The 21,637-nt window shown below is 59.1% G+C and carries 21 protein-coding genes; 9 read left to right on the top strand and 12 right to left on the bottom strand.

Features of this window, described 5'->3' with window-relative positions:
- Nucleotides 1–20: 20 nt before the first annotated feature.
- From Q1K31_RS13655 to Q1K31_RS13640, 4 genes are read right to left on the bottom strand one after another with little or no spacing between them, the layout of a single operon-like run.
- Nucleotides 21–737 (bottom strand): flagellar hook-basal body complex protein, encoded by a 717-nt coding sequence (locus Q1K31_RS13655; protein ID WP_300380631.1) that lies wholly within the window; start codon nucleotides 735–737, stop codon nucleotides 21–23.
- On the bottom strand, nucleotides 737–2,461 hold the full coding sequence (locus tag Q1K31_RS13650) for a hypothetical protein (protein ID WP_300380629.1): 1,725 nt from the start codon (nucleotides 2,459–2,461) through the stop codon (nucleotides 737–739). The genes Q1K31_RS13655 and Q1K31_RS13650 overlap by 1 nt, the downstream gene beginning before the upstream one ends.
- Entirely contained in the window at nucleotides 2,458–3,324 is an 867-nt protein-coding gene (motA, locus tag Q1K31_RS13645) for a flagellar motor stator protein MotA (protein ID WP_300380626.1), read from the bottom strand. Before motA ends, Q1K31_RS13650 begins: the two co-directional genes overlap by 4 nt.
- A 43-nt stretch (nucleotides 3,325–3,367) precedes the next feature.
- On the bottom strand, nucleotides 3,368–4,294 hold the full coding sequence (locus Q1K31_RS13640; RefSeq protein ID WP_300380623.1) for a FliM/FliN family flagellar motor switch protein: 927 nt from the start codon (nucleotides 4,292–4,294) through the stop codon (nucleotides 3,368–3,370).
- Between the two features lie 165 nt (nucleotides 4,295–4,459).
- Between Q1K31_RS13640 and Q1K31_RS13635 the strand changes: the two genes are divergently transcribed.
- From Q1K31_RS13635 to Q1K31_RS13615, 5 genes are read left to right on the top strand one after another with little or no spacing between them, the layout of a single operon-like run.
- Nucleotides 4,460–5,332, top strand: a complete 873-nt coding sequence (locus Q1K31_RS13635; RefSeq protein ID WP_300380620.1) for a flagellar motor protein MotB — start codon at nucleotides 4,460–4,462, stop codon at nucleotides 5,330–5,332.
- A gap of 45 nt (nucleotides 5,333–5,377) precedes the next feature.
- Entirely contained in the window at nucleotides 5,378–6,682 is a 1,305-nt protein-coding gene (locus Q1K31_RS13630) for a flagellar hook protein FlgE (protein ID WP_300380617.1), read from the top strand.
- Between the two features lie 27 nt (nucleotides 6,683–6,709).
- On the top strand, nucleotides 6,710–8,158 hold the full coding sequence (gene flgK, locus Q1K31_RS13625) for a flagellar hook-associated protein FlgK (protein ID WP_300380613.1): 1,449 nt from the start codon (nucleotides 6,710–6,712) through the stop codon (nucleotides 8,156–8,158).
- A gap of 1 nt (nucleotide 8,159) precedes the next feature.
- Entirely contained in the window at nucleotides 8,160–9,140 is a 981-nt protein-coding gene (locus tag Q1K31_RS13620; RefSeq protein WP_300380610.1) for a flagellin, read from the top strand.
- A gap of 4 nt (nucleotides 9,141–9,144) precedes the next feature.
- Entirely contained in the window at nucleotides 9,145–10,254 is a 1,110-nt protein-coding gene (locus Q1K31_RS13615) for a flagellar basal body P-ring protein FlgI (protein ID WP_300380607.1), read from the top strand.
- A gap of 55 nt (nucleotides 10,255–10,309) precedes the next feature.
- Here Q1K31_RS13615 and Q1K31_RS13610 read toward each other — a convergent pair whose 3' ends face one another.
- The 5 genes from Q1K31_RS13610 to fliF are packed head-to-tail and all read right to left on the bottom strand — an operon-like array spanning nucleotide 10,310 to nucleotide 14,619.
- Nucleotides 10,310–11,413: a FliG C-terminal domain-containing protein gene (locus Q1K31_RS13610; protein WP_300380604.1), complete on the bottom strand. Its 1,104-nt coding sequence runs from the start codon at nucleotides 11,411–11,413 to the stop codon at nucleotides 10,310–10,312.
- Nucleotides 11,410–12,177 carry a flagellar type III secretion system pore protein FliP gene (gene fliP, locus Q1K31_RS13605; RefSeq protein ID WP_300380601.1) on the bottom strand — a complete coding sequence of 256 codons (768 nt, stop codon included), beginning with the start codon at nucleotides 12,175–12,177 and terminating at the stop codon, nucleotides 11,410–11,412. The genes Q1K31_RS13610 and fliP overlap by 4 nt, the downstream gene beginning before the upstream one ends.
- On the bottom strand, nucleotides 12,178–12,492 hold the full coding sequence (locus Q1K31_RS13600; protein ID WP_300380599.1) for a FliM/FliN family flagellar motor switch protein: 315 nt from the start codon (nucleotides 12,490–12,492) through the stop codon (nucleotides 12,178–12,180). It lies immediately after the preceding gene.
- Nucleotides 12,493–12,503: 11 nt separating this feature from the next.
- On the bottom strand, nucleotides 12,504–13,100 hold the full coding sequence (locus Q1K31_RS13595) for a hypothetical protein (RefSeq protein ID WP_300380596.1): 597 nt from the start codon (nucleotides 13,098–13,100) through the stop codon (nucleotides 12,504–12,506).
- A complete protein-coding gene (fliF, locus tag Q1K31_RS13590; protein WP_300380594.1) occupies nucleotides 13,093–14,619 on the bottom strand; it encodes a flagellar basal-body MS-ring/collar protein FliF in 1,527 nt (508 codons plus the stop codon). Before fliF ends, Q1K31_RS13595 begins: the two co-directional genes overlap by 8 nt.
- Before the next feature lie 129 nt (nucleotides 14,620–14,748).
- Between fliF and fliL the strand changes: the two genes are divergently transcribed.
- The 4 genes from fliL to pabB all read left to right on the top strand — a co-directional run bounded on the left by fliL (nucleotide 14,749) and on the right by pabB (nucleotide 18,585).
- Complete coding sequence (gene fliL, locus Q1K31_RS13585) at nucleotides 14,749–15,267, top strand: flagellar basal body-associated FliL family protein (protein ID WP_300380591.1); 519 nt, start codon at nucleotides 14,749–14,751, stop codon at nucleotides 15,265–15,267.
- Between the two features lie 4 nt (nucleotides 15,268–15,271).
- Entirely contained in the window at nucleotides 15,272–15,766 is a 495-nt protein-coding gene (locus Q1K31_RS13580; RefSeq protein WP_300380588.1) for a DUF6468 domain-containing protein, read from the top strand.
- A 2-nt stretch (nucleotides 15,767–15,768) separates the two neighbouring features.
- Entirely contained in the window at nucleotides 15,769–16,395 is a 627-nt protein-coding gene (locus Q1K31_RS13575; protein WP_300380585.1) for a hypothetical protein, read from the top strand.
- A gap of 81 nt (nucleotides 16,396–16,476) precedes the next feature.
- Nucleotides 16,477–18,585, top strand: a complete 2,109-nt coding sequence (gene pabB / locus Q1K31_RS13570; protein ID WP_300380582.1) for an aminodeoxychorismate synthase component I — start codon at nucleotides 16,477–16,479, stop codon at nucleotides 18,583–18,585.
- A gap of 5 nt (nucleotides 18,586–18,590) precedes the next feature.
- On the opposite strand, the gene Q1K31_RS13565 is transcribed toward pabB, so the two are convergent.
- The 3 genes from Q1K31_RS13565 to Q1K31_RS13555 form a co-directional block, all read right to left on the bottom strand.
- Nucleotides 18,591–20,243: an acyl-CoA dehydrogenase family protein gene (locus Q1K31_RS13565; protein ID WP_300380580.1), complete on the bottom strand. Its 1,653-nt coding sequence runs from the start codon at nucleotides 20,241–20,243 to the stop codon at nucleotides 18,591–18,593.
- A gap of 97 nt (nucleotides 20,244–20,340) precedes the next feature.
- Complete coding sequence (locus Q1K31_RS13560; RefSeq protein WP_300380578.1) at nucleotides 20,341–20,898, bottom strand: cytochrome c family protein; 558 nt, start codon at nucleotides 20,896–20,898, stop codon at nucleotides 20,341–20,343.
- 105 nt (nucleotides 20,899–21,003) lie between these two features.
- Nucleotides 21,004–21,570 carry a MarR family winged helix-turn-helix transcriptional regulator gene (locus tag Q1K31_RS13555; protein ID WP_300380575.1) on the bottom strand — a complete coding sequence of 189 codons (567 nt, stop codon included), beginning with the start codon at nucleotides 21,568–21,570 and terminating at the stop codon, nucleotides 21,004–21,006.
- Between the last annotated feature and the right edge of the window lie 67 nt (nucleotides 21,571–21,637).

Raw genomic sequence — 21,637 nt, 5'->3', positions numbered from 1 at the left:
CCTTTGATGAATGCCCAGCATCAGAGCTGCTGGCGCAATGTGGTTATGAACTTGTTGATCCGCTGGTCTTCTTTTTCCAGCATGGCCTGCCCGGCTTCATAGGCACGCTGCACTTCAATCATGCGCGCAACCTCCAGGACGGGAGAGACATTCGACTGTTCGAGTGCACCTTGCAGCACCCTTGGCTCCTCGATCGCCTCGAAGCCGTCCTCGGAAACAAAGCTGGCATTGCCGTCACGGGTAAGTTGTCCTTCAGGACGGACAACACCGACCTGGCCAAACAGCTCACCGTCAACAGAGATCGAGCCGTCGCCACCGATCGAGACCTGTTCGGCGTCCTCGGGAATGAGAATTGCACCACCCGCTGGGTTCAGCACTGGATTGCCCTGACCGTCGATAAGGCGGCTTTCTTCTGAAAGCTGGAAATGTCCAGCGCGTGTGAAACGCATGCCAGCTGGCGTATCGATCATGAAGAAACCTTCGCCCTGAATGGCGAGATCGAATCGGCCACCAGTAAACCTGAGGCCACCCTGCTCAAGGTCGAAGTTATGAGCGGCAACACCACCCATCGAAACCTTCTCTGAGGCCGCGCCGGCCCCAGCCAGAAATTCCGCGAAGATCGCGCGGTCGGACTTGTAGCCTGTGGTGCTGGAGTTGGCGAGATTGTTGGCGACAACCTGCATTTCCTGCATCAGGCCGGATTGTCTTGTCAGAGCTGCATAAACGGCATTGGACATCAACGCATCTCCTGTGATTGCGGATTGAGTATGCGGCGGGACCGCGCAAGGGCGGCATCGATATCAGCCATCTCATAAGACTGGATGGAGCCGGGTGTGCGCACACCGGCCCGCAGTTCACGAACGCGTTCATACCGCTTGCGGTTTTCTTCCCCCTCGAGCCGGGCAGCTGCCTGGTAGACAGCGTCCGATACGATCCATCGGCCGCTGGAGGCATCCATTTCAATGACATCGAGGCTCGCTTCGGGATCTTGCCTCACCTCATCGGCAAGCATCGACAGGAGCAGCTCATCGCCTTCGCGCACGGCACTCAGGGCGGCCAGCCGGATTATGCCCGGCATACGGCGATTGGCACCGAGAAGGGACTTCAGCGCAGCATGATCAAGTGTTCGATAGGCCAGTGAAGCCCGAGCCAGGGCGAGTTCCTCTGTATCGGAGGAACGGGTCGCAAATGTCTCGGCGAGGTTCCGGAATCCCAGATCAACGGCAAGGGCAGCGGCCTTCGAAAAGGCCGCATCACCTTCGGGACGGCCTTCGACGAGGTAGTCCCCCCGCATCAGGGCATCCATGGCACGCAGATTGTCCATCAGCGCCTTACTCTGGAGGTCGGTCTCGACGAGCGTGATAAAATGCCGTGCAAGCTGGTCGCGGGCCTCAGGTGACTGGGTCGCTGGCAGACCGGCCATCTGCAGGGTCGTGTCATAATCAGCAACGCCCTGCAGGTCGTTGAGCATCGTATCGAGGTTCCCCGCGACATTCTGGGGCGCATCATCGGTTTTCATGCGGTCGACCAGCCGGTCGGCAACATCACTCTGGAAACGACGGTCGACCTTTGCCCCATGCGACAGCAGGCTTTGCACTGCCGCTTCGCGAAACTCCGGCTGGCGGAGATAGGCCCGCATGGCCTGCTCGGCTGACGCACCACCAGCACTGAGACCGAGCAGGGCTTCATTGAAGCCAAGCCGCTTCGACCCGGCAATCTCCGTGGTGGTAAACATGGCCATCAGCTTTTCGGCAAAGGCAGCATTCCCCGAAGTTTCCAGAACCGGCACGACACGGGCAGCGACTTCAATCCGCATCTGCTGCGGCAGGGCACGAAATGCGTTTATATTCAGCTTCAGTCGTTCAGCTGCTTCTTCCGGGGCCGTTTCCAGCAACGCCACGGCCAGCCAGAAATCCGATAGCCCCTCACACGCGGCAACCTGGTGGAAATGGCGGAGATCTGGTGCTCCTCGTCCTTCCATAAGACCGGCCAGCTGCCGAAGCGCCGTGGCTTCGGCTCCAGCCTTCCCCTGAAGCTGCAAGCGGGCTTCTTCATTCATGCCCAGCGCCAGATAGGCGCCAGCCAGGCTCGCTTCAGGGTTTTCCAGACTTTCCGTCTTGGCCTGTTTGCGCCAGGCCAGAAGGTCATCATAGGTCTTTAATGTGCTGTAGCGGGCGAAATCGTATACTTGTGCAGCCGGGCATGTCGTATCGGCTGAGACCACCCGGCGCGGTTCTGCTTCAGCTTCCGCTACGGGGTCAGGCGCTTCGGTTTCAACCTGCTGCCCAGAGGGCGTTAACAGGCCCTCGTCAATCGCCTCGCGTACGAAAGAGTCGAGGCGGTCCGAGCCATCAAGCTGTACATCCGCCTTGGCAGACGGCGGGGCCGGCCCCTCTGCGGTAGCCGGCAAACCCGCCGAAACGGCGGATGCGAGAAGGAGTATGCGCCAGGAGGGTCTCAAGCTGCCTTTTTCAACCCCCGTACCGCTTGTTCGATCTCGTTGAAGGATGGGCGCACCCTTGCCGGAGCATGACGGCGCGCCACTTCAACGCAGATATTGATCGGGTTTTCATGCAGGTTCGATACGAGCACTTCCCCGATCATTGCGTAAAAGAAGTGCTCTTCAGCACGGATCTGGCGAACGCGGGTGGCAAACGGCCCAACCACGCCATAGGCTAGGAAAACACCAAGGAATGTCCCGACAAGCGCACCGCCGATCATACCGCCCAGAATTTCAGGCGGCTTGTCGATGGATGCCATTGTCTTGATGACCCCGAGAACAGCCGCAACAATGCCCAGCGCAGGCAGGGCATCTGCCATGTTCTGGAGCGCATGGGCCCCGTGCTGTTTTTCATCAAGCATACTGTCGAGATGCTTCTCCAGAAGCTCCTCGACCTGGTGGACATTATCGAAGTTCATCAGCATGGAGCGGATCGTGTCCGAGATCATCACCACAGCATCCTTGTCCTTCAGGATCTTCGGATACTTCTGAAAGATTTCGGACTGCTCCGGCTCCTCGATGTGAGGCTCAATATCGATGGGATTCTGTTTGAGGATATTCAGCAGCTCCGTCATCAGGCACAGAAGGTCCTGATAATCGGCCTTCTTCCACTTCGGCCCCTTGAAGGCCGCAGCCAGGTCGCCGAGCGTATGTTTCGCGGTGCTGAAATCATTCGATGCCAGGAATGCGCCGATCGCGGCTCCGCCGATCATCATACCTTCAAACGGCAGGGCATGTGTGATGATTTCCATGTGTCCGCCGGCCAGCAAATACCCGCCGAAGACCATGACTACGGTGACGATCAGCCCCAGTATCGCATTCACGTTCAACCTCCTTTGCGCCTTGCGGCACAACCCTCGTTCAGCTTCAGATACCCGCGATTTCGCGGACGAAACTGTCAATCACGGGAGCGTTAAGCTTTAATGCACGCTGCCCTTTCCAATTGCCCATTTCACCTTGGCTAATGGCCACGCTTCCGTTCATTGTTTCCGCGCAGAGGGCCAGCTGGCCCGTCTCGTTACCGTTCAGTGGCAACACCTGCCCGACTTCCAGGCGGGCACATTCGCCAATCGACATATCGAACTGGTCCAGTACCCCATCCAGACGGATAGACGACTGACGTAAACGGCTGCGCAGGGCTGCCTGGCTACCAGCTGCCGGACCGGCAGCGTGGCTCCTGGCCTGGCGCGCCAGTGACCGCGCAAGTTTTTCCAGCCCTGCCAGCTCAAAGAATAGCCGGATCTCGGGAGGTTCTTCGCCGCCCTCAAGCAGCCATCCATCTTCACCGCCTTCAGTCGTGAGGCTCAGGCTGACCTGAACGATACGGTCGTGCGGCTCTATCGCCTCAGGCATGGCCTCAATGTCCCCCAGCGGCGGCATCGTTTCGCCAATGATGGACAGCGCGTTTCCAACCGCTTCCCAGAGGGCATGCGCAGGCTGCTCACAAAGCAGTTTCAGGAAAAGCTCTGACGCGTTCATCAGGCTTTCCGATTTCTGGTTGAGGCGAACCGCTGCGTATCTTGCTGCCCCCGGCCGGTCGATCGAAATAGCGGCCAGCGGACTGGATGTCTTGGTTAGCGGAACGAAGGAAAAACCCTCTTCAAGGCGCTCATGCGTGGACCTGCCGCTGATCACCCGGCGACTTATGATCCGGGCATCGAGTTCGTGCCCATAGGCATTACCAGCCCAGGCTTCGGCACCAGCGACGACCCCGTCCCACAATGGTGAACACTGTAGTATTTTCGGCGCAAGCCCACCGGCGAGCTGTATCTTTTTACGCAGTACCGCAGACACGGGCACAACCTTTGGCAACGTTAACAATCCTGTTAGCGACCACTGAGTCTATTTGGTTGATGAAAAGTTATTAACGACGCTCAAATCCTGAACATGGCGTATAAGGTTGCTTGATGGAGCTCTGCTACAGAGGCGAAGAAGCAAGCAGGCGAGCGACCACAACCTATGGCAGAACAGCCATCCAAGACCGAGCGACCGATCATTATCAAGCGCAAGAAAGTCGTGAAGGCTGATGGCCATCATGGCGGCGCGTGGAAAGTTGCCTATGCCGACTTCGTGACAGCGATGATGGCCTTCTTTCTTCTCATGTGGCTGCTCAACGCAACGACTGAAGAGCAGCGCAAGGGCATCGCAGACTATTTCAATCCCACAATTCCCGTCAGCCGGATTTCCGGGGGTGGGTCAGACGCCCTGAACGGCTCGTCCATCTTCACTGAGATGACTTACGCAAAAATGGGCATCGGGGCAGAGCGGAAGAAAACCGTGGACTATCCCAAGCCCGAACGCCCGTCAGGTGAACAGGCCAGTGGTGAAGAAATCGCCGACAGCCTGATCACACTGCGTGAAAAACTTGGCGAGCAGTCCCAGAAACTGTCGGAGCACATGCTGGTCAAGATGACTCCGGAAGGCATCGTTCTGGAAATTGTCGAATCCGACAGCTCACCCCTTTTTGATCTCGGTCAGAGCGACCCGACCGGCCTGCTTGAAAACCTGCTTGGTGCCGTTAGCGGCTCGCTGAGCAGGTTTGAGAATGACATCAAGATTGTCGGTCACACTGATAGCCGCCAGTATAAACAGGGGGGCGGCTACGATAACTGGAACCTGTCAGCCGACCGGGCCAACACCGCCCGCAAACTGCTTCTGGCTGGCGGCCTGCCCGCCGGTCGCCTCAAGGAAGTCTCAGGCCGGGCCGATACGGACCTATTGAAGCCTGACAATCCGGCCGCGCCGGAGAACCGGCGGATTTCGATCACCATTCTTACAGACACACGAAAACCCTCCAGTGGCGGCGCGCCATCAGAGTTATCCGCTTATTAACCTATGATCGCCAATTTCACTGGTGTTTCGTCAGTGGAGTAGTCTATGAGCATATCGTCATCTCTCAACGCCGGCGTGATGGGGTTGAATTCCAACGCCACCCGGTTGTCGACAATCTCGGACAATATCGCCAATTCCTCGACCTATGGCTACAAGCGCAGCCAGGTCGACTTTTCCAGCATGGTGCTTCAGCAGCGCTCCTCCGCCTATGCGGCAGGGGGTGTGCGCGTAAACGCCTTCAAGGATATTTCGGCCAGCGGCTCCCTGATCTCGACAGGCAATGCAACGGACGTGGCCATTTCCGGCCGGGGCCTGATGCCTGTCACCAATAATACCGGCGTGGGAACACTCGCTTCTGAGCGTGACCTCATGCTGACGCCGACCGGCTCTTTCTATGCCGACCAGAACGGCAATCTCCGCACACAGAGTGGTCTTTTCCTGCTCGGCTGGCCGGCCAGTACCGAAGGCGAGATCGGCAATGTCAGCCGCAATAGCGGTGTCGACCTCGAGCCGGTCAACATTTCAGCCTCACAATACACCGCCTCGCCGACGCAATCGATCGACCTTGGTATCAACCTGCCTGTCGACGCCACGGAAGCAGGCGGACCGGGGGAAAGCTACCCGCTGCCAATCGAATATTTCGACAATCTCGGCCGCGCGCAGACGCTTACCCTTGAGTTCACACCGAACACTCCAGCCAGCGGCTACTCCAACCAGTGGAACGTCGAGGTCTTCGACAGTGCCGGCAATCCGGCCACTTCCATCGGCGACCTGGACATCACATTCTCCGATGACCCCAATAATGGCGGGAGCATCCAGAGCGTCACAGCGACCAATGGCGCCTCTTATGATACAGGCTCCGGCAAGGTGTCTCTCAATCTGCCGCATGGACCGGTTGATATCTTCATCGGCCGTCCGGGCGACAGTTCCGGCATCACCCAGCTTTCAGCGCCCTTCTCTCCTACAGCCGTGACCAAGGACGGGGCTCCAATCGGGGACCTCCAGTCCGTTGAAGTCGACGAGGAGGGCTATCTGAAAGCCATCTATAACACCGGCTTCCGTCGCACGCTCTACCAGATTCCCGTAGGCGATGTGCCGAACATGAACGGCCTGAATTCCCTGGATTCCCAAGCCTACTCAGTCTCTGCAGAGAGCGGGAACCTCTATCTCTGGGATGCGGGGTCGGGCCCTGTCGGATCTGTTTCCGGCTACTCGCTCATGGAATCGACCACAGACATCGCTTCGGAGCTGACCGACCTGATCGAGACGCAGCGGGCTTATTCTTCCAACGCGAAGATCGTTCAGACAGTCGACGAGATGCTTCAGGAAACCACAAACCTGAAGCGCTAATCTGACGAATGAAAGGCGCCTGATTCCTTGAGTCTCTCTCACGCCATCAATGCGGCACGATCCGGCCTTCAAGTCAGTGGACTGAGGGCCGACATCGTCGCCAACAATGTCGCAAACGCAACGACGCCGGGCTATGTCCGGCGTTCTGCTTTGCTGAGCGAGACGCTTGCCGGGCCAAACTCCGTCGGCGTTCACTCAGATGGTATTGCCCGGGCCGGCAATGGCGGGCTGACAGCGCAGCGCCAGTCCCTTTCAAGTGATCTTGCCCAGGCCAGCGTCATGGCCTCCACATGGCAGTCCATTTCCACGCGGGTCGGCGATACAGCGGCAGGCAGCGGCATATTCGGCATGATGTCGGATCTCGCTTCTACCCTGAAAGCTGCCGAAACATCGCCGGAGTCCAAGACCAATGCCACTGCAGTGATTGACGCTGCACGCACCCTGGCAAACGAATTCAATGCACTTGCCGATATGGCAGCCAATCAACGCGCCGAGGCCGACCGCGAGATCGCCGATGGCGTCAACGTGGTCAACAGGGCACTGAAGCAGGTCGAGGAACTCAATACTCGTCTCTCCGGCATGGATAGGACAAGCTCCGGCGCAGCCGCCCTCATGGATGAACGCCAGCGGGTCATAGACACGATTTCCGAGTACATGCCTGTCGAGACGGTCGCACGTGATTACGGCGGTGTTGATGTGGTCACGAAGGAAGGTGTCTATCTTGTTGGCGGCACCGCCCGCCAGATTGAGTTTACCCCTTCCAACAACTTCGGGCCGAACCAGACAGTCGATAATGGCACCCTGTCGGGCCTAAGCGTCGATGGTCTCAACCTCACACCCGGCGCTACCGAATATTCGGCTGTCTCCAGTGGCATGTTCGGCGCCTTGTTCACGCTGCGCGACAATGACCTGCCGGACTTTACAGCACAGCTCGACACACTGGCCGGGGATTTGATGAGCCGCCTGTCCGACAGTGCCGTGGACCCGACCAAGCCAGCGGGAGATCCGGGCCTGTTCGTTGATACCGCTCCGGCCAGTGGGCCGGGGCTGGCGGGCCGTCTGTCCGTCAACGCCGCTATCGACCCTGCGAAAGGCGGCGAGATATGGCGTTTGCGCGATGGCATTGGCGCCACTGCTGAGGGCCCACCTGGTAACAGCGACATCCTGTCGGCCATGGTCGATGCCCTGACCAGTGCCCGGTCCCTTAACGCGAATGGCTTCCAGGGCAGCTTCACCTCGTCAGACCTTGCGGCCACATTTGCCTCACGCACAGGCCAGTCCCGTATCTCCAACGAGGCCGTGCTTTCATCAATATCGACGCAGCATGCCGCAGCCATCAAGGCCGAGCAGGCACAGACAGGCGTTGATGTGGACACACAGATGCAGGAACTGCTCCTGATCGAACAGGCCTATGCCGCCAATGCCCGTGTCATCGAAGTTGCCGGCCAGATGGTCAACCGGCTGATGGAGCTCTGAGATGAATAACTACTCGATTAACTCCACCCTGCTCAGCGCAGGACTGTCACAGAACATTGCCGACCTGCGGGCCCGTATCAAAGAAACGTCGAGCGAAGCCGTCACGGGCCGGTGGTCTGACCTGACGCAGCAGCTTTCCGGGCGCATTGGCGATGCCATGCTCAGCCAGAAAGCGCTCAACGACCTTACAGATCAGCGCGGCCTTCTCAGCCTGCGCGAAACACGCCTCGACATTCTCCAGCAGAGCCTCAGCAGGGTTCAGGACAGCGCCGAAGGTTTGAGCACACACATGCTTTCCGGTATTGGGAGCAACAACACGACAGATGTGAATGCGGCTGCCAGCGGATCGAAGGTCGCCCTCGACACTATCTTCTCATCACTCAACATACGGCACGGAGAGCGCTATCTGTTCTCCGGCGAGGCGACCTCGACACAGCCCTTTGGGACAACTGCAGGTCTGCTCGACGACATCAGGCAGATCGCACAAACAGCGACAGATGCTGCAGACTTCGAAGCGCAGATCGACACCTACTTCAACGATCCGACAGGTGGCTGGCAGCAGGGAACCTTCGCGGGTTCCGCGAACCCAACCGATGCGGACGGTGTAACCGGCGCCGACCCGGCCATCACAAAGCTTGTATCCGGGCTGGCCGTTATGGCCGTATCCGGAGAGACCGATAATCTCGCTCTCCTCAGGCAAAATCCTGGCCTCGTCGAATCTGCGGCCATCCGCACAGCCGAAGGTCAGACAGCCGTCACGAACCTGCGCGCCGACCAAGGCATTCAGCAGCAACGAATTGCCGACGAACAGTCTGCCCTGGATATGGAAGAGACTATCCTCACAGAGGCGTTCAACAAGATGACCGGCCGCGATCAGTATGAAGCCGCTTCCGAGCTGCGTGAACTCGAGAGCAATCTCGAAGCCTCATACCTGTTGACGGCCCGTCTCTCGAACCTCTCACTCACGAATTATCTGAGGTAATCAGATGAAGCGACTTCTCCTGCTTCTCGCCTGCGCAGCATTGCTGCCTTTCTCGACACCGGCACCCGCGGATGCCCAGACACGTATCCGTGACGTGGTCGATGTCGAAGGGGTCAGGAAGAATGATCTTATCGGGTATGGTATCGTGGTCGGCCTGAACGGCACCGGCGATACAGTGCGTAACTCGCCCTACACAGAAGACTCGCTGACCTACATGCTCGAACGCCTTGGCGTGAATGTTCAGGGTGAAGACATCAAACCGGATAATGTGGCAGCCGTCCTTGTCACGGCCACCCTACCTTCCTTTGCGCGCAACGGTTCCAGTGTGGATGTTTCCGTTTCTTCTATCGGGGACGCGGAAAGCCTGGAGGGCGGCACGCTTATCCTCACCCCCCTGAAAGGCGCCGACGGCGAAGTCTATGCAGTAGCACAGGGCACAATCGTGGTTTCGGGTATCGATGTTCAGGCAGCCGGTGCGAGGGAACGCCGCGGCACACCGACCGCCGGGGCCATCCCGAATGGTGCGCGCGTGGAACGTGAAATCGGATACGAGTTCAATGACCGCGACTCGCTCGTGCTTGCCCTTCGTGATCCGGATTTCACGACTGCCGCACGCATTGAAGACACAATCAATGCCGCGATGGGTTCACCTGTTGCGTATATGCGTGACCCCGGCACAGTGAACCTCGATCTGCGTACCCTTAATGGTTCACCTTCACGTATTCTCGCCAATATCGAGAACCTTCCGGTCGAGGTCGCCATCCCGGCGCGCATCGTCATAGACGAGCAGTCCGGCACGATCGTTCTTGGTAAGGATGTCACGGTCTCGAAAGTGGCGATCGCCCAGGGCAATATCTCCATAAGGGTGACAGAAACGCCTGTCGTCTCACAGCCCAACCCATTCTCTTCGGGTGAATCCATCGTGCTGCCACGTTCACAGATCGATGTGCAGGAAACGGGGACCGAGAACATCGCCATGATCAATCCGAACGTCACGCTCTCCCAGCTGATCGACGGGCTGAATGCCCTTGGTGTCTCCCCCCAGGAAATGGCAGACATCATTCGCTCCATGAAAGCAGCAGGCGCCATTCACGCAGACCTTATCGTCAAATAGAAGAGAGGCCGGGGCCTGACAGCCCGGCCAGCCTGTCCGCCTTGCTTGCCTGAATTCAGGTAGCCGCGGGTTTTTCCAGGACAATCATGCCGCGGCGTTTCATGGACATGAGCGAAGTGAGGAACTCACGCTGAATGACTTCAGCCTCAGCCGGCGTAACAGACCCGGCATCTTCAAGCTGATCTCTATACTGGTCAGCCAGGCGTGAGGATATGTTGCCAAGAAGGTATTCCTGAACACTCGCCGTCGTCCCACCCAGCGTGGAGAGAAGGCGCACCATCGTATCTTCGCCAAGCTCGCGGAATACAACCGGAACCGATGCGCGCCCCAGCATGTCCGGCAGACCGTCGATCGTGAAGATGACGCGCTGGATGCTGGCCATCTTGTTTTCATCCGTATTCTTGATGACTGCCATAAGGCGGTCACGCCGGTCGCTCGGGATCAGGCTGAGAAGTTCACCTACAGACTGCAGGTGCTCGTCGCCCTCTTCCGCGCTCTCCTCCTGATTGTTCAGGAACTCTATATCGACCATGCGGGCGATGACAGAATCAATCTCGGGGTCACTCTGGCCGCTCTCGACAAGCAAACCGATCATCGGGTCGAGTTTTTCATCGTCGAGATGGGTCACGATCTCGGATGACACCGAAACATCGAGCTTGCGCAGGATCAGCGCGATAATGTTCGGGGTCAGCCCGCTCATATAGGCGGCTGTCTTTTTCGGGTCGCGCTTCTCTAGACGTGCCCAGGTGCCGTCCCTGTCCGGCGCTTCAGCCCCCGGGTCACCCTTGTCACCGAAGATGACACCGAACCGGTTATCGTCCAGAAGCCCGGTAACGATTTCTCGCGCGCGGTCAGGTCCGCCACGGAATGCCCCCTTAGTGCTGCGCAGATGCTGCAGGAAATCTATGACGATCTCGGCAAGCTCCTCACGTGCCAGATATGAGACCGTTTCTAGCGCCTCTGCGACCTGGGCGAGCGCCCTGTCATCGAGCTTGTCGACCACCGGCTTGGCAGCCGTTTCGCCAAGCATGGCAATGACGACCGCAGCCCTCTGGGCGCGGCTGATCGAGGCGACACGCGACTCCTGCTGGCCAGTCGGCACAGCCCGCAGGTTGTTCTTGGCCTTGCTGGCATCGGTCCGGTCTGACGCTGCACTCATCCGATATACCCCCGCAATAGCGCTTCGGTTATTTTCAGCCACCCGTCTGCCAGCACGAAAAAGCCGACCTTGAAGGGCAGTGACACCACCGTTGGCGGCACCATCATCATGCCGACAGCCATAAGGACTGATGCGACCACCAGATCAATGACGAGGAAGGGTAAAAAGATCACGAAGCCGATCTGGAAAGCGTGCTTGATTTCAGACAGCATGAACGCCGTCGAGAGCAGCGAGAAGGACGGGGTTTCAGTTTCCGCCACCGGTCGTCCCAGCGCCTCGCCCAGCACCGGAATGGCTTCCGGGTCGGTGCGCATTGTCATGAACTCGCGGAAAGGCTCTGTCGCGGCCGTCCAGGCCTGCTCTTCCGACATCGTGCCCTGTGTATAGGGCTGGATGCCATTCGCCCACGCTTCGGTGAAGGTTGGCTCCATGATGAAGAAGGTCAGGAACATGGCAAGCGCCATGAGCATCATGTTCGGGGGGGCCTGTTGAACGCCCAGCGCCTGGCGGATGAACGAGAAGACGATGATCAGGAATGGCAGGCAAGTCACCATCATGGCGAGGCCCGGCACAAGACTGAGCACAGTTACCAGCGCAAACAGGATGATGACTGTACCGCTCAGCCCACCTTCACCGCCCGGGTTGGTCAGATCGCCAAGCAGGCCTTCTCCGCCAGTCTCCTGAGCCTGGGCACCAAATACACAGAGGCAGGCCAGCAAGAGAAGAAGCAGAAGTGCACGATTTCCCCAGCCCGCCCGGAGCATCTAGTCGTCATCCTCTTCCACGATTTCGGTGATCTTCACGCCAAGGCCACCCTCATCGGTCTCGATAAGCTCACCCTTTGCAATCAGCTTGTTATCCACTGTCAGGCTGACCGGGTCTTCGATGCGTGACGTCAGGGCGACAATGGAATCCGGCCCAAGCTCCAGTATCTCAGCGACACTGAGACGCTTCTGCCCGATCGACACCGTCACATTGACGGGAACACTGTAAATGGAGCGCCGGAGCTGGTTCTCAGGCGAAGGATCCCGGCGGTCCAGGATTTCCGATTCTTTTTGCGATGCTTCCGGTTCAGCCATGAAATCCTACCCTATGCGTTTGAATTCGCAGCCTTGAGCCGCTCCAGGCATGTCTCGAGAAGCCTGTCAAAATCCACGTCAGCGCCACCCTCTTTCCAGTCGATGGTGACGCGATTCGCGCCCGGCGCCGCATCTTCCGTAACAGTGCAGAACCCCGCTAGCTCTTCGGATCGCTCGACGACAGACCTTAAATCATCAGCTAGCTGAGCTTCCACGCGGATCGTCACCGAAGGAGCAGCCAGCGGCAACAGGTCCGGCAGATGCCGGCAGATTTCCTCGGCGAGAAAGAGGCGCGACATTTGTGGAAAGAGCTTTTCAGCGATCGCCGTGACGTTCTGCGTCGCCTGCTGGCGAAGCCGGGTGTCGATCTCTTCTGCCGCGACCGACAGTCGTGTCAGGGTTTCCTCGATTGCACTCAGGCGCTGGACTGCCTCAGCCTGCACGGCCTCCAGTGCATCCTGTGTGCTGTCCCCACTATCCTGAGCGGCAGCTTCACTTTTCGAAGCAGCAGAGGCTGTCGAGACAGAGGCGTAATCCTCACCTATCCTGCTCCGGCGCTGTGTCGCGGTATCGAACCTGGGCAGGCCGGCGAACACCGTATCATTCATTCACGGCCACCTTCCGGTCTTCATCAAGCCAGGATTGTAGCAGTGCGGCCGTCTCATCCTGGCGCTCGCGGGTGTAATCCTTCAGGAAGTCGAAGGGATCCGTTTCCTGATGCGCGTCACCTGCCCCCGCATCACTACCGATCAGGCGGGGTTCATTCAGGGCGCCAGTGCCCTGCATGGGGTCTTTCCTGAGAAGCGGCCGGATAACTCCGAAAGCCAGCGCAACCACGACCAGTCCAAGAAGAACCGCCTGAACGGCCTGCCACGAGTAGCGCTCGATCAGTGTTTCCACCATGCCCGGTGCGGGGACCATGTCGGCGACAGGTGCCTGCTGGAACGGCATCAATTCGACGGTCAACGTGTCGCCACGCGCCGTATCAAGTCCGGCACCAGAGAGTATGAGCTGCTCGAAATCGTTGATGACCTGCTGCGATATTGTCGTTGCATTCGCCGATTGCGGGTCGATCCCCAGCTGCTCCTGGTCAAGCAGGACAGCCACAGAAATACGCTCGATCTGGCCGGGCAGTGTCTCGGTCTCGGTGCGGCGTTCATTCATCTCATAAGAGACCGTTTCGGTGGTGTTGCGTACTTCGCTGCCGCCACCTCCCTGCTGCCCGCCCTGGGGCAGGTTACTCGCGACCGTTACACCCGTGCCACCGCCTGCATTGGTTTCACTGACATCATTGCTGGTCCGGTTTCGAATGACGCGTGACTCAGGGTCGAAAGTTACTTCGGACACGCGCTGGCGCTGCCGGTTCACATCGACGGTAACAGAGACCTTCGCATTGCCCGGTCCGACACGGGCCTCCAGAAGGCGCATGATCTTCTGCTCGAGCATGTTGGCCTTGGTATCGGCGACCATGGAGGGCTGTTCGGCCTGCTGGACATCCGGGCCTGCAATCATGCCCTTCTGCGGATCGATCACGGCAACGTCTTCAGGGGACAGACCGGAAACAGCAAGCGCAACCATGTACTGAATGGCTTCAGCCTGTCGCGCACTCAGATCGCCTGAGGTCTGAAGTGTTACTGACGCTGTCTGCGGCGGCCCGGACCGTGAGAACCCCGACCGCAGGCTCGCCCCGATATGCACCCGTGCCGACTGCACGCCCTGTATGGCCAGGATTGTGCGTGTAAGCTCGCCTTCCTTCGCCCGCCAGTAAGCCGCATTGTACATCTCGGACGTGACGGAAAACCCGTTTACGTCATCGAGAAGCTCGTATCCGCGTACAGATTGCTGCGGCAACCCGTCCTGGGCCAGGGCAAACCGGATGCCATCTCGCTCACTCTGCGGAATGAAAATTGATTCGCCCTTGATTTCGTAATCGACGCCACGCTTGTCGAGCTCCTCGATCACGTCACCCGCACTGGCAGGCTCAAGTCCGGAGTAAAGCAGCGCCATGGGCTCCTGTACGGCGCCACGTACCATCATCGTCATCGCGAGAACGACACCGAGGACGGCGCCTGCAAGCGCTAGCTGCCGCGTCAAGGACAAGCCTTTTAGCGTCTCGACAAACTTCATGAACCCATCTGCCCCGTGCAAATCAGTGTAACTTCATTGGTTAACGTTTCTCGCGAAATTCTTAACGCTTCCTTTACCGGAGATTGATTACGCCGGACTGGACGCAGCACGTTTTGCGAAGAGGGGCTGATGGCGGAAAAAGAAACTTCCGGAGAAGACAAGGCACGCCAGGAGACCGACAATGCGCCGGCAAAATCGTCGGGCGGACTGGTCAAGTATGGCCTGCTCGGTCTTGTCTCGCTCGGCTGTTCTTTCGGGACGGTTTTCATGCTGGCGCCGTCAGGCAATGCCGGCACGCCCGTTTGCGCTGCTGCCGCCTCAACCACGTCCGAGCCACTGGCCCGCGAAGACCAGGCTTATGTCGAACTGAACGAGATCATCATTACTATCGGCAACGAGCCAGCCACCCGCTACGTGAAGATCAAGACAGCAATTGTTGCGGACAAGGGCGATTCCGGCAAGGTTGGCAAAGCCGAACTCATGTTGAAGGACGCCTTTATTGGATATCTTCGTTCACTGGAACTCAGCGACCTGGAATCGGCAGCATTCTATCCCCGCCTGCGGGAACAGCTCTCCCGCCGCGCGGAACTCGTTCTCGGAGGAGACGTGTCCCAGGGTGTACTTATCACGGAATTCCTTCTGAGGTGACAAGATGACCGTCGATCCGATTGATATTGCCATCTTCCTCGTCTCGTTTGCGGCATGCGTATACTGCATCGTGCTCAGCCGCCGCCTGAAAGCCCTGCAGGACACCCGCGACGGACTTGGTGCCACGATCATGGCCCTGTCGAAGTCAATTTCCGCAATGTCCTCCGCCACGAGTGAAACCCGCGCACAGGCCGGTGAGCTGGCCACGCGCCTCTCAACACTCATGGAAGAGGCCGACGCCATGTCCAGCCGCCTGTCAGCACAGACACGGGAAATGGAGGCGGCGCAGGCAAAAGCCGGCGAACACGCCACCGCCGCCGAAACCGAACTGCGCGCTGCGATGAGTGAACTTGTCAGCCAGTCGCGCCAGGAGATGCGTGAAATGCGTGCCCTGCTCAAGCAGATGCGCAGCCTGACAGGTATTGCAGCTACGACTATCCAGCACTCAGAATACCTGTTCGACGAAGATGACGCTTCGCGGCTTGAGAGGACCTCCTAAGCATGGCTGGCAAGACCCGCTCCCATGTCCTTCTGACACTTGGCGTCCTGTTTACCGTGGCAGGGCTGACGCGCATCATACCGGATACGCTTGCCGAGGCAGAGAACAGCCCGGCCTCCGCCGAGGACAAGGCCTCATCCGAACCGGAACTCATTCAGGCGTCCTACATGCCAGGCCCCGATGGCGACACGGCCAGCGATGAAGTCTGCTTCACGGGTGCTGCCGCCACTGCCATGGCGAAGGATCAGGAGACTTTCAGGGATCGTTCGCAGGCCCTTCAGGAACAGGAACTTTCGCTACAGGCCCGCCAGCAGGAACTTGAGCGCCAGGGTGACGAGCTCAAGGCGTTGCAGGCGACCCTTGATGAAAGATGGCAGGAGATGACCAGCTCGGCCAATCAGGACATCAAGCACCTTGCGGATATGTACAGCTCCATGAAGCCCGATCAGGCCGCCGCCATCTTCAACCAGATGGACCCCAGTTTTGCCGCCGGTTTCCTGCGGCTCATGCCCAGCGATCAGGCCGGTGGCATTCTTGCAGGCATGGAAACCAGCAAGGCCTATGTCGTCAGTGTCAGGCTGGCCAGCAAGAACGAAGATATTCGCGCGGCGAAACAGCAGGCCCCCTGACACCAGCCGGCCACATGACAGTTTCCAGCACCTGAGACTGGGCGCTTTGCCGCGCGGCAGGCGCGTGCTTAAAGACGCGCCATGAGAGTGCTGATCATCGATAACTATGACAGCTTTACCTACAATCTCGCAGAGCTTGTAGCCGCAGCGTCTGGCACAGAGCCAGTCGTCCTGCTGAACGATGCCATCACACCGGCTGAACTACAGGAAGTCGACTTCGATGCGGCCATCCTGTCACCCGGCCCCGGCCATCCGGCCCGCCCGCACGACTTCGGCCTCTGCGCGACACTCCTCCGGGACACAGAGATACCGGTTCTCGGTGTCTGTCTCGGCCATCAGGGGATAGCGCTTCTGGCCGGCGGGAAGGTCAGCCATGCTCCTGAACCGATGCATGGCCGGCTCAGCGCAATCGCTCATGCAGGAGAGCAGCTTTTCGAGAACATCCCCTCTCCCTTTAACGCGGTGCGCTATCACTCGCTTATCGCGCAAGACCTTCCTGAAAGCCTTGCTGCCGATGCCTGGAGTGAAGACGGGCTTGTGATGGGCCTCCACCACAGGGATCTGCCGCGCTGGGGTGTCCAGTTTCACCCTGAATCCGTTGCGACCGATCATGGCGCAGCGATCATCCGGAACTTCCTGCGGCTGGCCGGCTCCCGCCTGGCCCGTCCGCCCAGGCCAGGAACCATGCGGCGAACTGCGCCCACGGCCCAACCAGATGTCCGGCCTCTGAAACTGGTCTCGCGCAAGCTCGAAACAGGTCTGAAGCCTGAAACCTGTTTCGAGCGTCTCTATGCGACGTCTCCGGATGCTTTCTGGCTCGATAGCAGCTCGCATCATGCCGGGCAGGGCCGTTACTCCTTTATGGGCGATGCGCAGGGCCCGCTGGCTGAAACTGTCAGCTATGACGTCGCACAACGGCGTGTCGAGGTCATTACGCGTGAAGGCACATACCAGTTCGACGAAACCATTTTCGATTATCTGGAGCGTCAGACCGCTTCTGTTTACCTGGATGACAATGACACGCCCCTTCCCTTCAAGGGCGGCTATGTCGGCTATCTTGGCTATGAACTGAAAGCTGATTGCGGAGGGCGCAACACGCATGAAAGCCCGCACCGGGACGCCCAGCTCGTCTTTGCGGACCGCTTTCTCGCTTTCGACCATGAAACCGGCGAAGCCTGGCTCGCCTGCCTTGTGCCATCGGCTGAAGAAACAATTGCCACAGAATGGTTTGCATCCGTGAAGGCGGCCATGACAGACGAACAGCCTCGATCTGTGGCCCGGCAAGCACCGGCCGCAGAGGCAGGTCATGGATCGTCGCCTGCATGGTCCACCCGCCATACACGGAAAGCCTATCTCGACCGGATCGCCACTTCACTGGACAGGATAAGGGATGGCGAAAGCTACGAAATCTGCCTCTGCAATGAATGGCGACGACCTTATGGTGGCGACCCTCTTAGCACCTACCAGTCCCTTCGCGAACTCAATCCGGCCCCTTATGGCGCATATCTCAAATTCGGCGGACTGAGTGTTCTCAGCTGCTCGCCCGAACGCATGGTGCGGATCGCCGCTGATGGCCAGGTCGAGTGCAAGCCCATCAAGGGCACAATCGGCCGTGGCAGAACCGGGCAGGAAGATGCGGCCCTGAAGGCCCGTCTTGCCGCCAGCGAGAAAGATCGGGCCGAGAACCTGATGATCGTCGATCTTATCCGCAACGACCTCAACCGCGTCTGCCGCACCGGCAGCGTCAGAGTGCCGAAACTGTACGACATCGAGTCCTTCACCAGCGTGCACCAGATGGTCAGCACCGTGACAGGCCAGCTGCGCGAGGATGAGAGCGCGGTGTCATGTATCCGGTCCCTGTTCCCCGGCGGCTCGATGACGGGCGCACCGAAAGTCCGCACAATGGAGATAATAGATTCGCTGGAAGCCGGCCCGCGCGGCGTCTATTCCGGAGCCATCGGCTATATCTCTCTCGATGGTGCAGTAGATCTCAACATCGTCATTCGCACGGCGGTGCTGGACAGCAGGGAAGCCTCGATTGGCGCGGGTGGCGCGATCATTGCCCTATCTGACCCGCACGCGGAGTTCGACGAGACCATGCTCAAGGGCGAACTTCTTCGTAAGGCGCTGGACGCGTTCGAACAGAGAGACAGTCACAACCTGCCCGCCCCGGCCGAAAAGCAGGCCTGACTTCATCAGCCAGGCATGGCGCGTTCGAGAATGGAATCCTGATCCACCGATGCCTCGACATCTCCGTAGAGATAACCGCGCCGGTTTACGCCAAGGCGTTGTGTGCAGAACCCGTCGAAAACAAAGTCTGGCGCGGTCTGCTTCAGCGCGGCCGCCTGAAGCGCGAGCGCCATGGCCTGCGCGAAGGCGCGTGCGGACCCTTCATGCAAGGCACCCGGTTCCATATAGGCATCGAGCCCGGCGCAGTGGCGGTCATAGGCATCGTTTACACCCCGCGCGGTTTCCAGCTCGGCACGGACCGCCTTGAGACTGTCGGGCTCTCTTGAAAGGGCCCGGAGGATGTCGAGCGCAATGACATTGCCGGACCCTTCCCAGATCGCATTCAGCGGCGATTGCCGGAACAGGCGCGGCATAGGACCTTCTTCCACAAACCCTGCCCCGCCATGACATTCGAGCGCTTCATAGACGAAGCCTGGCTGTCGCTTGCAAACCCAGTATTTTGCGATCGGCGTGGCCAGCCGCATGAAAGCGGCTTCCCTGGAGTCGTCAGCTGCCCGGTCGAGGCTCGCTCCGACCCGCAGGGCGATAGCCGTTGCCGCCTCGCTCTCAATCGCGAGATCGGCAAGCACCGCCCGCATGGCCGGCTGGTCGATAAGCGCTTTCTGGAAAGCGCGGCGCTGCGAGGTGTGCCAGAGCGCCTGAGCAAGCGCGGCACGCATACCGCCGGCTGAGCCCAATGTGCAATCATACCGGGTATGCTGGACCATATCGATAATGGTGCGGATACCGCGGCCTTCCTCTCCCAACCGCTCGGCCCAGGCACCATGATATTCAATCTCTGACGACGCATTGGACTTGTCGCCCATCTTGTCCTTCAGCCGCATGACGTGGATGGCGTTACGCGTGCCGTCCGGGCGCCAGCGCGGCACAAGGAAACAGGACATGCCGCCTTCGGTGTAGGCGAGCGTTAGAAAGGCGTCCGACATGGGTGCCGAACAGAACCATTTATGGCCCGTCAGGATATAGCCGCCATCACCTGCCGGTTCCGCCCGGGTCGTATTCGCCCGCACATCCGACCCGCCCTGCTTCTCCGTCATCGCCATGCCGATCGTGACGCCCGTCTTCTCATCGGCCGGAATGAAGCGCGGATCATAGCTTTGTGCCGTGACACGTGGTGTCCAGCGCTCTGCAACCTCCGGATTGGCCTTGAGCGCAGCGACGCAGGCATAGCTCATCGACATCGGACAGGTCACACCCGCATCCGCCTGCATCATCAGGATCATCATGGCCCCATGCAGGACGTGACCTGCCTCATCTGCAACCCAGGGCGCACCGGAGATGCCATTATCAAGGCCGAGGGCCATGAGCTGGTGATAGGCCGGATGGAACTCCACTTCATCGAGGCGATGGCCGTAACGGTCGAAGGATTTCAGCTTCGGCGGATTTTCGTTCGCCTGCCGCGCCCAGAGGGCTGTATCCGCCGTCCCGCACTTTGCACCGAAGGCTTTGAGATGAGGATTGTGGCGTGCTCCGCCAAAAGCATGAACAGCCGCCTTGAGCGCGGCGTCGCCTTCATAGAGGTTCAGACCCTCGAATGGTGTTGGCTGGTTCGTGACAGTATGGGTTTCAAGGTCTGCCTGGGGCGCATGATACGACATCTGGAAACTCTTCCCGTTTGCTCGTGACAGGCCGGTCAGGGTCAAACCCGAACCGGCCTAAAGCCTAAAACGCCGGTCACCGCACATATCTTGCCCTTCAGGAGGGCTCATATCCCGTTTCGGCCATGATATAGGCGATGACGGCTGTACGGTCGTCTGGACGGCGGACACCTGAAAAACTCATCCGGTTTCCGGGCAGGAACTTGCGCGGATTGGTCAGCCACTCATCCAGCTTGTCCGGCGTCCATGTAAAGTCCGCTTCCTGTAGCGCCTTTGAATAGCCGAAGCCTTCCCTTGCGCCTGCCTCACGGCCGAAAACACCATAGAGGTTCGGGCCCATCACGGCCGGTCCGCCCTCGTCCAGCGTGTGGCATGTCGAACATTGCTTGAAGACGCGCTTGCCCGCAGCGTAATCGGCTGACGTATAAGGGGCAGGCAGTTCGGAAAACTGCGAACTCCCCTCCTCTGTAGCGCCCTCTTCAGAGCTGGCTTGCGAAGCAGCAGACCCGTTTTCACCGTCCACCTGATCCGCATTCTCTTCAGATGCACGAATCTCTTCCGGGGATGTATCACCAGCCGGCTCATCCGCGCCGCCACAGCCGGTCATGACCGCCAGGCCCAGCATCAGGGCCGCCATTGTTGTTGCCGGTTTCATCACTCAGTCACTCCATTCACGTATATATCTGACGGGGCGACCTTAAACCTGCATGGTGGCGGATCAATTCCCGAAACCGGGGATCAGGCGGATTATCAGGATAATCTAACGTGAATTACCAGAGGGCAGGTCGTTGATGCCCCCCACATCAAGCAGGGGTGAGGCTTCGATTTCTTCAGCATCAAGCAGTGAGACCACCCGCAAGAGGGACGCCACGAGACTCGCCTGCTCCCAGTCTGCAAGGTCCCGGAAACGCGCCCGGAACGTTTGATGCAGAAGGTCCGGCGCGCCCTGGAGCGTGCGGGCCCCTTCTTCCGTGATCTTCACCCAGACGCGGCGCCTGTCCGACTGTCCACGCTGGCGCTCGACAAGCCCGCGATCCTGGAGCTTGTCCAGAAGGATGGATATTGTCGCCTGCTTGAGGTCCACAGCCTTTGCAAGATCCCCGGTCAGGGTCTCTCCCCGCGATTTCAGCACCTGGAGAACCAATAGCTGGGATGCGGTGAGCCCTGTATTATAGGCCACCGTCCTGACATTCCCGGCCGTCGCCTTGAGAATACGGCGAAGAGCGACGAGTGCTGTCTCTGTCTGATCCTGCATCGCATCGCTCCAGATATCTGCATTCACGGATGAGAGGCGGACCGCCTCAAACCCTTCTGATAATTGAGCCATTTCCTAAGGCAATTCCTTTGCGCACAAAATTATTTTCTTAACTAAGTATCAGTGGAACAAATATGTA

Origin of the sequence: Henriciella sp. (assembly GCF_029936995.1) — a bacterium.
Taxonomy (GTDB): domain Bacteria; phylum Pseudomonadota; class Alphaproteobacteria; order Caulobacterales; family Hyphomonadaceae; genus Henriciella.
This window is presented reverse-complemented; position numbering and strand designations above follow the sequence as displayed.

Bases quoted from the DNA above. Each gene is read 5' to 3' on its own strand.
- Q1K31_RS13600 (WP_300380599.1), bottom strand. From the start codon at position 12,492: ATGGCTGAACCGGAAGCATCGCAAAAAGAATCGGAAATCCTGGACCGC.
- Q1K31_RS13575 (WP_300380585.1), top strand. From the start codon at position 15,769: ATGGCTGGCAAGACCCGCTCCCATGTCCTTCTGACACTTGGCGTCCTG.
- Q1K31_RS13620 (WP_300380610.1), top strand. From the start codon at position 8,160: ATGAATAACTACTCGATTAACTCCACCCTGCTCAGCGCAGGACTGTCA.
- Q1K31_RS13595 (WP_300380596.1), bottom strand. From the start codon at position 13,100: ATGAATGATACGGTGTTCGCCGGCCTGCCCAGGTTCGATACCGCGACA.
- fliP (WP_300380601.1), bottom strand. From the start codon at position 12,177: ATGCTCCGGGCGGGCTGGGGAAATCGTGCACTTCTGCTTCTTCTCTTG.
- fliF (WP_300380594.1), bottom strand. From the start codon at position 14,619: ATGAAGTTTGTCGAGACGCTAAAAGGCTTGTCCTTGACGCGGCAGCTA.
- Q1K31_RS13635 (WP_300380620.1), top strand. From the start codon at position 4,460: ATGGCAGAACAGCCATCCAAGACCGAGCGACCGATCATTATCAAGCGC.
- pabB (WP_300380582.1), top strand. From the start codon at position 16,477: ATGAGAGTGCTGATCATCGATAACTATGACAGCTTTACCTACAATCTC.
- Q1K31_RS13560 (WP_300380578.1), bottom strand. From the start codon at position 20,898: ATGAAACCGGCAACAACAATGGCGGCCCTGATGCTGGGCCTGGCGGTC.
- Q1K31_RS13655 (WP_300380631.1), bottom strand. From the start codon at position 737: ATGTCCAATGCCGTTTATGCAGCTCTGACAAGACAATCCGGCCTGATG.
- Q1K31_RS13555 (WP_300380575.1), bottom strand. From the start codon at position 21,570: ATGGCTCAATTATCAGAAGGGTTTGAGGCGGTCCGCCTCTCATCCGTG.
- Q1K31_RS13580 (WP_300380588.1), top strand. From the start codon at position 15,272: ATGACCGTCGATCCGATTGATATTGCCATCTTCCTCGTCTCGTTTGCG.
- fliL (WP_300380591.1), top strand. From the start codon at position 14,749: ATGGCGGAAAAAGAAACTTCCGGAGAAGACAAGGCACGCCAGGAGACC.
- Q1K31_RS13615 (WP_300380607.1), top strand. From the start codon at position 9,145: ATGAAGCGACTTCTCCTGCTTCTCGCCTGCGCAGCATTGCTGCCTTTC.
- Q1K31_RS13610 (WP_300380604.1), bottom strand. From the start codon at position 11,413: ATGAGTGCAGCGTCAGACCGGACCGATGCCAGCAAGGCCAAGAACAAC.
- Q1K31_RS13565 (WP_300380580.1), bottom strand. From the start codon at position 20,243: ATGTCGTATCATGCGCCCCAGGCAGACCTTGAAACCCATACTGTCACG.
- Q1K31_RS13630 (WP_300380617.1), top strand. From the start codon at position 5,378: ATGAGCATATCGTCATCTCTCAACGCCGGCGTGATGGGGTTGAATTCC.